11 protein-coding genes are annotated in these 13,272 nt (G+C 29.5%); 3 read left to right on the top strand and 8 right to left on the bottom strand.

Going from position 1 to position 13,272, the window contains the following annotated elements; genetic code table 11:
* The 8 genes from malQ to B3N22_RS06560 form a co-directional block, all read right to left on the bottom strand.
* Positions 1–1,479 (bottom strand): 4-alpha-glucanotransferase, encoded by a 1,479-nt coding sequence (gene malQ, locus B3N22_RS06595; RefSeq protein ID WP_238906336.1) that lies wholly within the window; start codon positions 1,477–1,479, stop codon positions 1–3.
* A gap of 12 nt (positions 1,480–1,491) precedes the next feature.
* Positions 1,492–2,316, bottom strand: a complete 825-nt coding sequence (locus B3N22_RS06590) for a carbohydrate ABC transporter permease (protein ID WP_238906338.1) — start codon at positions 2,314–2,316, stop codon at positions 1,492–1,494.
* Positions 2,316–3,227 (bottom strand): carbohydrate ABC transporter permease, encoded by a 912-nt coding sequence (locus B3N22_RS06585; RefSeq protein ID WP_414632225.1) that lies wholly within the window; start codon positions 3,225–3,227, stop codon positions 2,316–2,318. Before B3N22_RS06585 ends, B3N22_RS06590 begins: the two co-directional genes overlap by 1 nt.
* A 64-nt stretch (positions 3,228–3,291) precedes the next feature.
* Positions 3,292–4,608: an ABC transporter substrate-binding protein gene (locus B3N22_RS06580; protein ID WP_238906347.1), complete on the bottom strand. Its 1,317-nt coding sequence runs from the start codon at positions 4,606–4,608 to the stop codon at positions 3,292–3,294.
* Positions 4,609–4,679: 71 nt separating this feature from the next.
* Positions 4,680–5,699, bottom strand: coding sequence for a LacI family DNA-binding transcriptional regulator (locus B3N22_RS06575; protein WP_238906349.1), 1,020 nt, complete (start codon positions 5,697–5,699; stop codon positions 4,680–4,682).
* A gap of 364 nt (positions 5,700–6,063) precedes the next feature.
* Complete coding sequence (gene pepT, locus B3N22_RS06570; protein WP_286905630.1) at positions 6,064–7,284, bottom strand: peptidase T; 1,221 nt, start codon at positions 7,282–7,284, stop codon at positions 6,064–6,066.
* 15 nt (positions 7,285–7,299) lie between these two features.
* Entirely contained in the window at positions 7,300–8,106 is an 807-nt protein-coding gene (locus B3N22_RS06565) for a DUF1189 domain-containing protein (RefSeq protein WP_286905628.1), read from the bottom strand.
* 53 nt (positions 8,107–8,159) lie between these two features.
* Positions 8,160–8,933 (bottom strand): DUF1189 domain-containing protein, encoded by a 774-nt coding sequence (locus B3N22_RS06560; protein ID WP_286905626.1) that lies wholly within the window; start codon positions 8,931–8,933, stop codon positions 8,160–8,162.
* Positions 8,934–9,077: 144 nt separating this feature from the next.
* Between B3N22_RS06560 and B3N22_RS06555 the strand changes: the two genes are divergently transcribed.
* The 3 genes from B3N22_RS06555 to B3N22_RS06545 all read left to right on the top strand — a co-directional run bounded on the left by B3N22_RS06555 (position 9,078) and on the right by B3N22_RS06545 (position 13,251).
* Positions 9,078–10,256: a L,D-transpeptidase gene (locus B3N22_RS06555; RefSeq protein ID WP_286905625.1), complete on the top strand. Its 1,179-nt coding sequence runs from the start codon at positions 9,078–9,080 to the stop codon at positions 10,254–10,256.
* Between the two features lie 349 nt (positions 10,257–10,605).
* Positions 10,606–11,820, top strand: coding sequence for an NAD(P)/FAD-dependent oxidoreductase (locus B3N22_RS06550; protein ID WP_073021801.1), 1,215 nt, complete (start codon positions 10,606–10,608; stop codon positions 11,818–11,820).
* An 81-nt stretch (positions 11,821–11,901) separates the two neighbouring features.
* Positions 11,902–13,251 carry a CCA tRNA nucleotidyltransferase gene (locus tag B3N22_RS06545; protein ID WP_286905623.1) on the top strand — a complete coding sequence of 450 codons (1,350 nt, stop codon included), beginning with the start codon at positions 11,902–11,904 and terminating at the stop codon, positions 13,249–13,251.
* Positions 13,252–13,272 lie beyond the last annotated feature (21 nt).

Below are 13,272 nucleotides of genomic sequence, written 5' to 3'. Positions count from 1 at the left end.
TTACCTCCCATATAAGCTTGTAATTTCATTTATTTTATCTGCCAGTTCTCCTGTAAGCTGTTCTGCTTTTGCTCTCCATTTCCAATTCGCTCCTAAGGTAGATGGTGTATTTATTCTAGCTTCACTTCCTAAACCTAAAAAGTCTTGAATAGGTGCTATGGCTAGAGCCCCTACTGAACTCCAAGCTCCTCTAATAAATCCCCAGTTATAGCCTTCATCTTTATTTAACTTTAAGTATTTAACTGCATGAGAAACATCTTCCTTATTCCCGCTGTTTTCAAACCATCCCATAAAGGTATCATTATCATGAGTACCTGTATAAACAACGCAGTTTTTATTGTAGTTATGAGGAAGATAATCACTTTCTTCTCTGGTATCAAAAGCAAATTGTAAAACTTTCATTCCAGGAAATCCTGTTTCTTCTCTAAAGTCTATTACTTCTTGGGTTAAATACCCCAAATCCTCTGCTATTATGTTTATATTTCCTAATGCATCCTTAATTGCCTTAAATAACTTATTTCCTGGTCCCTTTACCCACTTGCCATTTATAGCAGTATCCTCTTCATAAGGAATTGACCAGTAGGACTCAAAACCTCTAAAATGATCTATTCTTATAACATCGTATAACTTTAAGTTTTCTCTTATCCTATTTACCCACCAGCTATAATTAGTTTCATCTAGGTAATCCCAATCATATAGTGGATTTCCCCACAATTGTCCTGTCCTAGAAAAAGAATCTGGAGGACATCCAGCTACCCTTATAGGTATCTTCTTATCATCAAGCATAAATATTTCACTAAAAGCCCATGCATCTGCACTATCTTCTGATACATATATAGGTATATCTCCAATAATATTTATCCCTAAACCATTGGCATATCCTTTCAATGCATTCCACTGCTTATAAAAATGATATTGAAGAAATACCCAGTAGTTAACTTCATCTTCTAATTCTTTAGAGTATTTGTTCATAGCCTCTTTTTCTCTTAACTTAATATCCTCTGGCCACTTTTGCCAAGACTTTAAGTCAAACTTATTTTTAAGAGCCATAAATAAACTATAATCTTCTAACCATACTTTATTTTCTGACTTGAATTCCTCTATAAATTTCCTATCTCTATTCTTATTGTTACTGTAGGCCTTTTTTAAGACCTCCATTTTATTCTTAAATATTTTATAGTAATTTACCTCATCTTCATTTTCACCCAAATCAATATCTTTAAAATCTCCTTTCTCTAGTATTCCATCTTTAACTAGTATATCTAAGTCTATAAAGTATGGATTACCTGCAAAAGCTGAAAATGATTGATAGGGAGAATCTCCAAAACTCGTAGGCCCTAAAGGAAGTAGCTGCCAATACTTTTGACCAGCTCTCTTAAGAAAATCTACAAAATCAAAAGCTTCTTTTCCGAAAGTTCCTATTCCATATTTATTAGGAAGAGATGTAATATGCATTATTATCCCGCTGCTTCTTTTCACCTGACTCACTCCTTATTTTATTGATCCATGCATTACTCCTTTTATAATATGTTTTTGCATTATAAAGTAGAATATTACTATTGGTATCATTGCGATAATTAATCCTGCTAAAGCTAAATCCCATCTCTTAGAGAATTGTCCAAAGAAGTAGAACATCTTAAGAGGAATAGTCTGCCACTCTGGCCTATTAATTACTAATTGAGGTAATAGGAAATCATTCCATATCCACATAGAATTCAATATAGCTACTGTTACTGTTATTGGTTTTAATAGTGGAAATACTATAAGCCAAAAGCTTTGAAATTTATTACATCCATCTATAAGTGCAGATTCTTCAATTTCTTTTGGTATGCTTTTAATAAATCCATGATATAGGACAATTGAAAGTGGCGCTCCAAATCCTAGATACATAAATACTAATCCTGGCCTATTTAATAGATGAAGTTTTCCTCCTATATTTACAAGAGGTAACATTACTGACTGGAATGGTATAAGCATTGCAGCTGAAAAGGTAAGAAATATAATTGTACTTATTTTACTCTTAGTTCTAACTAATATCCAAGCAGCCATTGATGTAAATATAATTATTACCACAACTGAAGCCACTGTAATAATCAAAGAATTTTTAAAAGAATTAAAAAAATCTAATTTTGTAAAGGCACCAGAATAATTCTCTAAAGTAAAATTTTCTTCAGGTAAACCCATAACATTACTGAATATACCCTTCTGAGTTTTAAAAGAATTAACTATCACAATATAAAATGGAGATATAAAGATTATTCCTAATACTATACTTATTAATCCCACAATAAAATTGGTTCTTCTTTTACTTTTCATTACATCTCTACCTCCTTCTTCTTACTAAAATACATTTGAGTTAAAGATATTGCTGCAACTGTTATTAAAAATATTATTGCTTTTGCTTGAGCTAATCCAAACTCATTAAACTTAAAAGCTGTATTGTATATATTCATAGCTAACATTTCTGTTGATTTGAAAGGTCCTCCTCCTGTAAGAGATAGGTTTTGATCATATAGTTTAAACGAATTTGATAGGGTTAGAAATACACCTACTGTAAATCCTGGCATTACTAATGGTAATATTATGTTCTTTAATCTTTGGAATGCACTTGCGCCATCTATTAATGAAGCTTCTATTACATCATCTGGAATATTTTGAAGAGCTGATATATAAATAACCATCATATATCCTGACATTTGCCATGACATAAGAATAGCTAATCCTAAAAAGCCTGTAGATTGATTAGATAACCACCCCTCAAAAAAGTTTATACCGGTTAAGTTTCCTATGGCATCAAAGCCTTTAGTAAATATGAATTGCCATACAAAGCCTAGTATAAGACCTCCTATTAAATTAGGTAAAAAGAATATACTTCTTAATACATTAGATACTTTAAGCCCCCTTGTAACTAACATAGCCAAAGTAAACCCAATTACATTTATAGAAATTATTGATACTATAGCAAACTTAGCTGTAAACCAAAAGGATTGAAAGAAATCCGGATTATTCTTAAACAAATCTATATAATTTGCTAGTCCAACCCAACTTGGATCTCCTATACCATTCCAAGACGTGAAAGATATGTATATACCAAAAATCATAGGTATTAATACAACGATAGAAAATGCTAATATTGCTGGTCCGATAAACAGCCAAAACCATAGTTTATCCTTTAGCCCTTTTGAGAGTGACTTTTTAGTTTGTACATTTTTACTATTCTTATACATTATCATTATATTTCTCCCCCCAAGTATATTTTTACGGGGGAGAAGTTTCCCCCGTTTTCATATCTTATTTTCTACTTTCTTGCCACTTTGCTTGTGAATCCTTAATTGCATCTTCCCAAGTTGATTGTCCATCTAAATACTTTTGAATATTTGTTCCTACAGTATCCATTCCCCAAGCTGTTGGATATCCCATAAATACCCAAGGTGTTGTTTTTCCTTCTTCTGAATACTTAGCAACTGCTTTTCCTAATGAATCTTGTGGTTTAACATTTTCAAATCCTTTATATGCAGGTATAAAGAAGAATTTATTTACCACATAGTCTTTACCTTTATCAGATGTATATAACCATTCTAAGAAGTCTTTAGCTGCTTCTTTTACCTTATCATCTGCTCCACTGTTTACAGCCCAATACATAGGTACTCCTACTGGAATAGTATCTTCTTTTCCGCCTTCTATTGACATAGGCAATATGTCTAAGTTCTCAGCAACTTTTGGATCTACACCATTAACGGCATTATATATCCAGTTACCTTGTTGAACTATTGCAACTCTTTCTACAGCTAAGCCCTCTTCAACTTGATTACTGTATTTTACTGCGTTTAATTTTCCTTTTGATGTTCCATTACTTGAGTAAGTAGCTTGTAAGTCTATTAATTTCTTAAAACCTTCACCATATTTAAATTCAACAGTTTTTGATTCAAAAGCAGCTAAATCACTTGTAAATTCTTGTGATAATGCAGCATTTGATGTGTGTAATCCAGTTACCCAGGTTTCTGATGCTGGCAATTCAAATACAGCTTCAAGATTAGGGAATTGAGATTTTAAAGCACCTGATTTTATTTTTTCATCTAAAATTTTAACTGCTTCCTCTAAAGTTTTATAAGAATTTATCTTAGATGAATCGATTCCAGCAGCCTTAAAAATTTCCTTATTGTATATAAGTCCATATCCTTCAACACTCATAGGCGCTGCATATACTTTTCCATCTACAGTTACACCATTAAGTGTTCCTGAAACAGCATTTTTAACCCAATCCTCTCCACTTAAATCTTCAAGTTTACCTATCCAATCCTTTATGTCCTGAGGGCCTCCCACATTATATATAGCTGGCTCTTGACCTGATTGAAATTTAGCTTTTAATGCTGCACCATAGTCATCGCCTCCGCCTACTGTACTAAGATTAATTTTTACGTCTGGATGATCTTTCATATAATCGTTTACTGCATTTTGAAGCTCATCGTGTATTTCAACCTTAAATTGAAAAATGTCAACTTGAACTTGTTTTGCAGAATTAGAATTTCCTTTTGAACAACCAGTTAATGCAACACTTAAGCTAAGCACAACTGTGGAGATAATAGTAAAAATTTTTTTTCTTCTCATATTTCTTTCCCCCTGAAATTTTATTTATTAAAATCTATCTACAAAAATGTAGACAGATTTTTAATCATTAATTACTTTATGTTCTTACAAGACTCCCTTTCAATAAGAGTTGTATCTAAACTAATATGTTTATGTTCAGACTTATTATTAAGTAAATTAAATAATAGGTCCACGCTTTTTTCTCCCATTTCATATCCAGGCTGTAAAATGGTTGTCAATGCTGGTTCATAATATTTGCCATAATCTATTCCATCCATTCCCATTACAGATAGATCTTCTGGAACTCTATATCCTCTAGATCTAGCTGCTTTTATAGCTCCTATTGCCATAATATCCGATATAGCAAATACTGCAGTCATATCCTTATTATTATCTAATAATTCATTCATAGCATCATAGCCTGATTGGAAATCATAGTGACCTTTTTTAGATATTAATGTATCTTCAAAATTTAAGCTATTATTTTTTATAGCCTTTCTATATCCTTTAATTCTTAATGGTCCTACAATTGTATCAGTTTTATCCGTTGATATAATTCCTATTTTTTTATGTCCTAATTTACATAAATAATCTACAGCCTTATAAGCAGCCTTACTATTTTCGATACCTATTGAAGAAAACTTATCCTTAAATTTTACATCTTCGATATATACTGAAGTTAAAACCATAGGTATTCTTAAGTTATCTAGTATTTCTTCATTAAAATCGTTAAAATTTCCTCCTAAACATATAATACCTACAAGTTTCTTTTCTTTGGCTAGTTCTACAGCTAATTCTAAATCATTTATGTAAGGATCATTATTATAATGGAGGATTACACTGTACCCCTTTTCATCAATCTTATCACTGATAATTTTCACTATTTCTGAGAAAAAGGGATTAAATATACCTTTCACCAAAAGACCTACACTATTTGTATTATTTCTCTTTAAATTTCTAGCGCTGTTATTAGGTATATAATTGCACTCTTTAATAACCTTCAATACTTTTTCTCTTGTTTCACTTCTTACCTCTGGATTATCATTTAAAACTCTAGAAACTGTTCCAACTCCTACTCCAGCTAATTTTGCTATATCCTTTATAGTAACCATATAATCATCCCCAACGTATTTTTATAAAAATTCAAAAACCTTCATGAAACGATTCCAGAACTATTCGGAACCGTTTCCGAAACTATAATAAAATTATAGCATCTATGTAAAGGTTTATCAATATAATTTTGAGAAATTTTTAATTATTTTCTTTTGAAAAAAGAGCTATTTTTTATAGCTCTTAATCATAAAATATACTTATATGAATTTCAAAAATCATTTTTTCTTCATTATACTTGATAAAGACCTCCCCTTGATGCAGGCCTATTATACTCTTTACTATAGCCAAACCTAATCCAGAACCTTCAACTTTTAAACTTTATAAAAAATAAGAGCATTGCTTTTAAACAACACTCTTATACTCTTATTCACAATATATCTGAACTAAATTTATTATTACTTCTACAGCCTTTTCCATGGACTCTATAGGAACATATTCATACTTACCATGGAAGTTCTCTCCCCCAGCAAATATATTAGGTGTTGGTATTCCCATAAATGATAGTCTAGCTCCATCTGTACCACCTCTTATAGGTCTTATATCAGCTTTAACTCTAGCTCTTTCCATAGCCTTTTTAGCATGATCTACTACAAACATAACCGGCTCTATTTTTTCCTTCATGTTTCTATAACTTTCTGTTATCTCTATATTTACTAAATCCATTCCGTATTTACTATTTATAGCATGCTGCTTTTCTTCTAACACCTTTAATCTTGATTTATATATCTCAAGAGAAAAGTCTCTTATTATATAAGTTAAAGTAGTTTCCTCTACTCCACCTTCTATTCCTACTAAATGATAAAATCCATCATAACCTTCTGTTTTTTCTGGAACTTGATGTTTAGGTAGAAGATCTGCATATTCCATAGCTACAGTCATAGAATTAATCATTTTATTAAATGCATATCCTGGATGAACATTTCTTCCTTTAACGACTACCTTAGCACTTGCAGCATTAAAGTTTTCATATTCAAGCTCACCTATTCTTCCACCATCCATAGTGTAGGCATATTTAGCTCCAAATTTCTCTACATTAAAGAATTTAGTTCCTTCTCCTATTTCTTCATCTGGAGTGAAGGCTATTCTTATTTCTCCATGCTTAATTTCTGGATGTTCTATTAAATATTCTATTGCTGTTATGATTTCTGCTATTCCAGCCTTATCATCAGCACCTAAAAGAGTAGTTCCATCTGTAGTTATTAAAGTTTTTCCCTCATAAAGTTTTAGCTCTGGGAAGTTTTTTGGAGATAATACTACATTTTTTTCTTTGTTTAATATTATATCTCCACCCTTATAATCAACTATTTGAGGATTTACATTTTTACCTGTCATATCTGGAGATGTATCCATATGCGCAATAAATCCTATAACTGGTACTTTTTTATCTATATTGCTTTCTAAAGTAGCATACACATAACCATGTTCACACATTTCTACATTTTTAAGACCTAAAGTTTTTAATTCCTCAACTAAAATTTTAGCTAAGTCAAACTCACCTTCAAAACTTGGAGTTGTGCCTGTACTTTCATCAGCTGTTGTATTAATTTTTACATATTCTAAAAATCTATCTTGAACCTTTTTCATAATTTATACTCCTTTTTAACCTATTATAAACAATTCCTCTTCTGTAACTTCTTTCTTTATAAGCTTTAACGCTAGGTATATATAAACCATAGAAACAGCTAAAAATATAAGACTAAACATAGGTACTCTTACATTTGCAGATACAAATATAGTATCTATTATTACTGGCAATGTAATAGAATATAAGGATATTCTATATAGTCCTTTAAATTTAATTTTCACCTTAACAATATAGCTAACTACAGTTCCAACTAAGGTTATAATTAATGCCCATAGTAGGTTTCCTATAAAACCACCTATTGTATAAATAAGCAATACAAAAATCCATACTATACTAGCAGCATTTAATATATTGATTACATCTCTAGGATATATATTAGTTGTTATATCTGAAAAATTCTGAACAGTTTGTTGCCCATTATTGTTGATTATAACTCTATCTTTAAAAATCAAAACTGAATTTATATAGTTTTCTAGATTAAGATCAGATAGATTTTTTTGTCCAAAAGAATCATATGTATAGCTAGTGTCAACTAATACTAATACACCTTCCTCTTTTATAAGTATAGGATTTTCCCCAACGGTTAATTCTCCATTTTCTAATTTAAAAGTGTCTTCATTTTCAGTTAGATAATTTTTAGTTTCATTTATAGCTTTTTGAATATTTCTAGATACATTAAATCCTTTAATGCCACCAAGTATTATAGACAATAACAAAATATATATTATAGCCTTACTTGTTCTTTCTTTCAAAAAGACCAAATAACTTTTTATATCTATAATACTTTTTATAAACTTCTCTGCTACATTCATTTTCTTCATAAAAAGTTTCCCCCTTAAATTTCCATATCATTTCTATTATACTATACTTTGAATCAATCTTCTATATTAATTACCACTCCTTTAAATGCTATAAAAACATATATAAATCCAATGATCAAATAAATATAATTTGTAAATAATAAAGATATATTTAAAAACCTTAAAATAGCTCCTAAAATTATCCCTGTTGTAATAGAGTATAAACTCATTTTATAAATATTTCTATATTTTAGCGGCCATCTTAATAAAGCATTAATAATTACCCCAGCTAAAGATATTATAAATGCTGAAAATAAATTTAAAACTATCATCAAAACTGGGGTTACAAATTCAATTAAATAAGCTCCCATTTTTAACTTAGGTAAAAGTTCTTGTGTTTTTTCTTTATCTAAGTTAATCCACTTAAAAAAATCATAGGTTGCTTGATCTATATTAATATTACTTTTTTTATAAAAAAGCTTATCTTTCAAAATTAAAATACATTTATCATATTCATCAAGTTTACTTTCTGTTGTTTCTCCTGAAGTATCTATGATTATAGTAGGTTTTTTAGCCTTTTTTATTATTATTGGTTCCTTTTCTTTTACATCTAAAATCCCATTGTATAAGGTAAACTCAGGAAAACCATTTCCCACCTCACCTTCTATAAGATTAATAAAATCTAAATAATCTCTAGCTGGCGTCATAAAACTAATAAGTCCAGTGATAACAGTTATAGATATCATGTATATAAAAGCTCTTACAAGACTTTCATTTATTAAATTATAATATTCTCCTGGCTTAAAAATACTTATAAAAAACGATTTAACAAAATTTATTTTTTTCATGTTTTCACCTAATCTTAATTCTTTTTTTATATTATTACCATTTTGCCCAATATTAAAATTAATAACTATATTTCCTATAAAATGATTATTAATAGAATTTTTGGTAATACTTTTTAAAGAATTCTTTATTAGGAGGTTCTGCTTATGCGTAAAAAATCATCACTTAAGACTTTAATAAAGGATAATAAAGGTTTTATATTTATATATCTAACCTTAGTTACCTTGGCTACCTCCCTTATAGTAGCTTCAGTTATTTCATATAACTACTTAATTAGTGCCTTTAGATCTCAATTTAATAATGGTCAATATAGTTCTGCTAATAATATAATCATTAATCAGCAAAAATATAATCCAGTTAAAACTCTATTAATAAATAGAGATTTACAGAAATTTTTAAGGCAGTTTTTTGATGATGTAGTATCATCCTATGACAATAAGGAACTCGGTGAAAATGAAGCTTTATTTTTAGTTAAAGAGGTAGAAAGTTACGGTTTTTTTAATGAAGATATACAATCATTTAAAACCTCTTTACCAACTATTAAAGAGTCCGAAGATAATTTAAAAAATGGAATCACTAGCTTAAATAATGAGCAATACAAGGAAGCTATTGATAGTTTCTCTAAAGTATCTCTTTTTGATTCCAACTATAAATCAGCATTAGAATATAAAAAAGAAGCTTTTAATAATTATAAAGTATCAATAATAGATAAAAGTAAAAAATTAGCTGAAGATAAATATTATACTAAGGCCATTGACTTAATCAATAACAACTTAGGTGAATACATATCTCAGGATAAAGAAATAGAGGATCTACTAGCATCTTATGAAAGCGATAAAAAGAGTTATCTTGCTTCAACGGGTAAAAATTCTTCTACTGTCGCTGCATCAGCATCTTTACCTGTAATAAGTTCAAGTAATATCAATACCTTAAATCTAAGTAGTTCAACATCAATGCTTATATATGTTAATAAAAATACTCAAAAAACTTATGTTTATAAGGGATCTAAAAATTCTTGGAAGTTAGACAAAACCTTTTCTTCCTCTACTGGTATATCTGGAAAAGATACTCCTTCTGGTATATTTGAAGTTTTAGAAAAGGGTGAATGGTTTTTCTCAGAAAAATATGAACAAGGTGGTAAGTATTGGGTGCAGTTTAAAGGAGATTACTTATTCCACTCACTACCATTTGCTGAAGATAAAAAAACTATATTAGATACAACTTTAGGCAAACCATCTTCCCATGGCTGTATAAGGCTTGATGTCGCTAATGCTAAATGGCTATATGAAAATGCTAAAAAGGGAACTAAGGTAATAATAAACTAAGAAGGTGGCTCAATATATTGAGCCGCTTTTTTAGTTTATTTTTATATTTTCCTTTTAAAATATCTTTTTTTAATATCTTTAGAAATTTCTGTACACTTGTACAACTGTACACTTAAGTTTTTTGTACAATCGTACATTCGTACAAGTGTATAATCGTACACCTGTACATCTGTACAATTGTACATTCATAATATAAATTATCTTAGGTAAATGCTTAACTAATACTTGTTTAAAACACTTAAGTACTCTTCTACAAATTTTTATATCATTTACTTAGCTACTTTAGCATAAACCCTCTATCTTATGGTAACAAATATATAGATAAGTTTTAATGATAGGAGTTGATTATATGAAAACCATAGGTGATAATCCAATTTGGACCAGTGTAAATCCAATAAGTTATCATTATCCTAGTTTAAATGAAAATATTGATTGTGATGTTGTTATTGTTGGTGGAGGAATATCTGGAGCTTTATGTTGTTATTACTTTGCTAAGGCAGGTATAAAAACTGTTTTACTTGAATCAAATATTCTTGGTTATAGCAGTAGTTCTTGTTCTACCTCTATCCTTCAATATGAAATTGATTCAAATATTTCAGGTTTAAGTAGTAAGCTCGGAAAAGAAAAAGCATTTGAGGCTTTTTCTGAAACCCTTCAAGCTTTTAATGATTTAAAGGATATAATAAATGAATTAAATATTGATTGTGACTTTAAAGCTGTTCCATCTTTACTTTATACTAATAAACCTGCACATTCACAGGCATTAAGAAATGAATATAATCTTAGAAAATCTGCTGGATTTGATGTTCAGTATATAGACTTCAATAATTCTAGAGATTATTTTCCATTCCCCATTTATTCAGGAATACTTTCTCACGAAGGTTCTGGAATCGTTGATCCTTACAAATTAATAAATGCTTTAATAAGAAATGCTTTTGATAATGGGGCTAGAGTTTTTGAACATACTCCTGTAGATAATATAAAAGCTCTTTATACAGGTGTTTTAGTAAATACCCCTAAAGCCAAAATAAATGCAAAAAAAGTTATTATTGCTACTGGTTACGAGGCTATAGAAGATTATCATATACCTAATCAAAAATTAACTAGAAGTTTTACTATTAGTACAACAAAATTTCTAAATGAAAATGAAGAAGTTTGGTATAAAAACTCTATAGTTAGAGATATGAGTGATCCTTATACATACCTTAGACCAACTGTAGATGGTAGGATATTAATAGGCGGAGAGGACATAGATAATTTAGAATATAATGATGAATTAAATTCTAAAAAATATCTAATACTAGAAAAGAGATTAAGAGATTTGCTCTGTTCTCCTAAAGATTTTAAGATTGAATTCCAATTTAATGGTGTATTTGATGATACAAATGATAGTCTTCCTATAATAGGAGAAAATCAAGACTTTCCAAATCACTATTTTTGCTTAGGCTACGGTTCTAATGGAATTTTATATTCAACCTTTGGAGCAAAGATGCTATTAGATCTCTATCTTAATCAGAATGCCTCCCACTTGGACTTATTTGAATTTAGTAGAAATACTATCTAGAGCTATTGCACTAAGAAATTAGTGCAATAGCTCCTTTTTTTATTTAATGTTTTTGTAGTAAAATTAATTGAGGTGATTTATATGGTTATTCTTTATCCTAAAGATGTTCAATACGTTATAGATACATTAACTAAAAATAATTACGAAGCTTTTTTAGTTGGAGGATGTGTTAGGGATATTCTTTTAGGTTCAAAACCTAAAGACTATGATATAACAACAGATGCTCTACCTGAGCAGGTCATGTCATTATTTTCTAAAACAGTACCTACTGGCTTGAAACATGGAACAGTGACTGTTTTAATTAATGATACTCCATATGAAGTTACAACCTATAGAATTGATGGTGATTATAAAGATAATCGAAGACCAGAAGATGTGCAGTTTGTTTCTTCACTTAAAGATGATCTTTCTAGAAGAGACTTCACGATAAATGCTTTAGCTTATAACAATAAAGATGGTCTACAAGACTTTTTTAATGGCACAGCGGACTTATCTTCAAGACTTATTAAAGCTGTAGGTGATGCTGATAAGCGCTTTAATGAAGATGCTTTAAGAATGCTTAGAGCTATACGTTTTTCCTGTCAGCTTAACTTTAATATAGAATTAAAAACACTAAAAGCTATAGAAAAAAATAGTTCTCTTATTTTAAATATAAGCTCTGAAAGAATACGAGATGAACTTTGTAAAATCCTAACTTCACCTAATCCTGCTAAGGGATTTAGAATTTTAAACTCTACAGGTATACTTAAATATATACTTCCTGAGCTTCAAAAGGCTGTTGGTTTTGACCAAAAAACGCCTTATCATGATAAAGATATATTTGAGCACACTCTTTCTGTTGTAGAAAAAGTTCCTAATAATTTAACCTTAAGATTAGCTGCCCTTTTTCATGATATAGCTAAACCACAATGCTTTTTTATAGGAGAAGATGGTATAGGACATTTTTATGAACATCAAAAGGTAGGAAAAGATTTATCTAAAAATATACTAAAAGGCCTATCCTTTGATAATGATACTATAGACAAGGTTTCTAGCCTTGTTAGAGAACATATGAGTATACTTTTTAATCCCAAATCAGCAGCTATTAAAAGGTTAATTAATAGAGTAGGAAAAGATCTTATATTTGATTTATATGAATTACAAAAAGCAGACATCTTATCTTCTGCACCTCCATTTATAGCTTTAGAAGCTTTGGAGTCTACTAAAGAAAAAACAAAAGAAATTTTAGAAGCAGATGAGCCTTTAGATAAATCTTCTTTAAATATAAATGGAAACATATTAATGAAATCTTTAAATATAAAACCTGGAAAAATAGTTGGAGAAATAATTGATTATCTTATGAATAAAGTTATAGATGAGCCTAACTTAAACACTGAAGCTGATTTATTAGTTTTAGCTAGGGATTATATAAATGATAAAACAAACCCTTAGGAATATTTAAAATCCTAAGGG

Source organism: Clostridium sp. UBA1652 (genome assembly GCF_002320975.1).
Classification (GTDB): Bacteria; Bacillota; Clostridia; order Clostridiales; family Clostridiaceae; genus Clostridium_T; species Clostridium_T intestinale.
Note: the sequence above shows the minus strand (reverse complement) of the source record. Positions and strands in the feature narration are given on the sequence as shown.

What these genes read in the sequence shown, in the direction of transcription:
- B3N22_RS06590 (WP_238906338.1), bottom strand. Translation starts at nt 2,316, where the DNA reads ATGAAAAGTAAAAGAAGAACCAATTTTATTGTGGGATTAATAAGTATA.
- B3N22_RS06585 (WP_414632225.1), bottom strand. Translation starts at nt 3,227, where the DNA reads ATGTATAAGAATAGTAAAAATGTACAAACTAAAAAGTCACTCTCAAAA.
- B3N22_RS06580 (WP_238906347.1), bottom strand. Translation starts at nt 4,608, where the DNA reads ATGAGAAGAAAAAAAATTTTTACTATTATCTCCACAGTTGTGCTTAGC.
- B3N22_RS06575 (WP_238906349.1), bottom strand. Translation starts at nt 5,699, where the DNA reads ATGGTTACTATAAAGGATATAGCAAAATTAGCTGGAGTAGGAGTTGGA.
- pepT (WP_286905630.1), bottom strand. Translation starts at nt 7,284, where the DNA reads ATGAAAAAGGTTCAAGATAGATTTTTAGAATATGTAAAAATTAATACA.
- B3N22_RS06565 (WP_286905628.1), bottom strand. Translation starts at nt 8,106, where the DNA reads ATGAAGAAAATGAATGTAGCAGAGAAGTTTATAAAAAGTATTATAGAT.
- B3N22_RS06560 (WP_286905626.1), bottom strand. Translation starts at nt 8,933, where the DNA reads ATGAAAAAAATAAATTTTGTTAAATCGTTTTTTATAAGTATTTTTAAG.
- B3N22_RS06555 (WP_286905625.1), top strand. Translation starts at nt 9,078, where the DNA reads ATGCGTAAAAAATCATCACTTAAGACTTTAATAAAGGATAATAAAGGT.
- B3N22_RS06550 (WP_073021801.1), top strand. Translation starts at nt 10,606, where the DNA reads ATGAAAACCATAGGTGATAATCCAATTTGGACCAGTGTAAATCCAATA.
- B3N22_RS06545 (WP_286905623.1), top strand. Translation starts at nt 11,902, where the DNA reads ATGGTTATTCTTTATCCTAAAGATGTTCAATACGTTATAGATACATTA.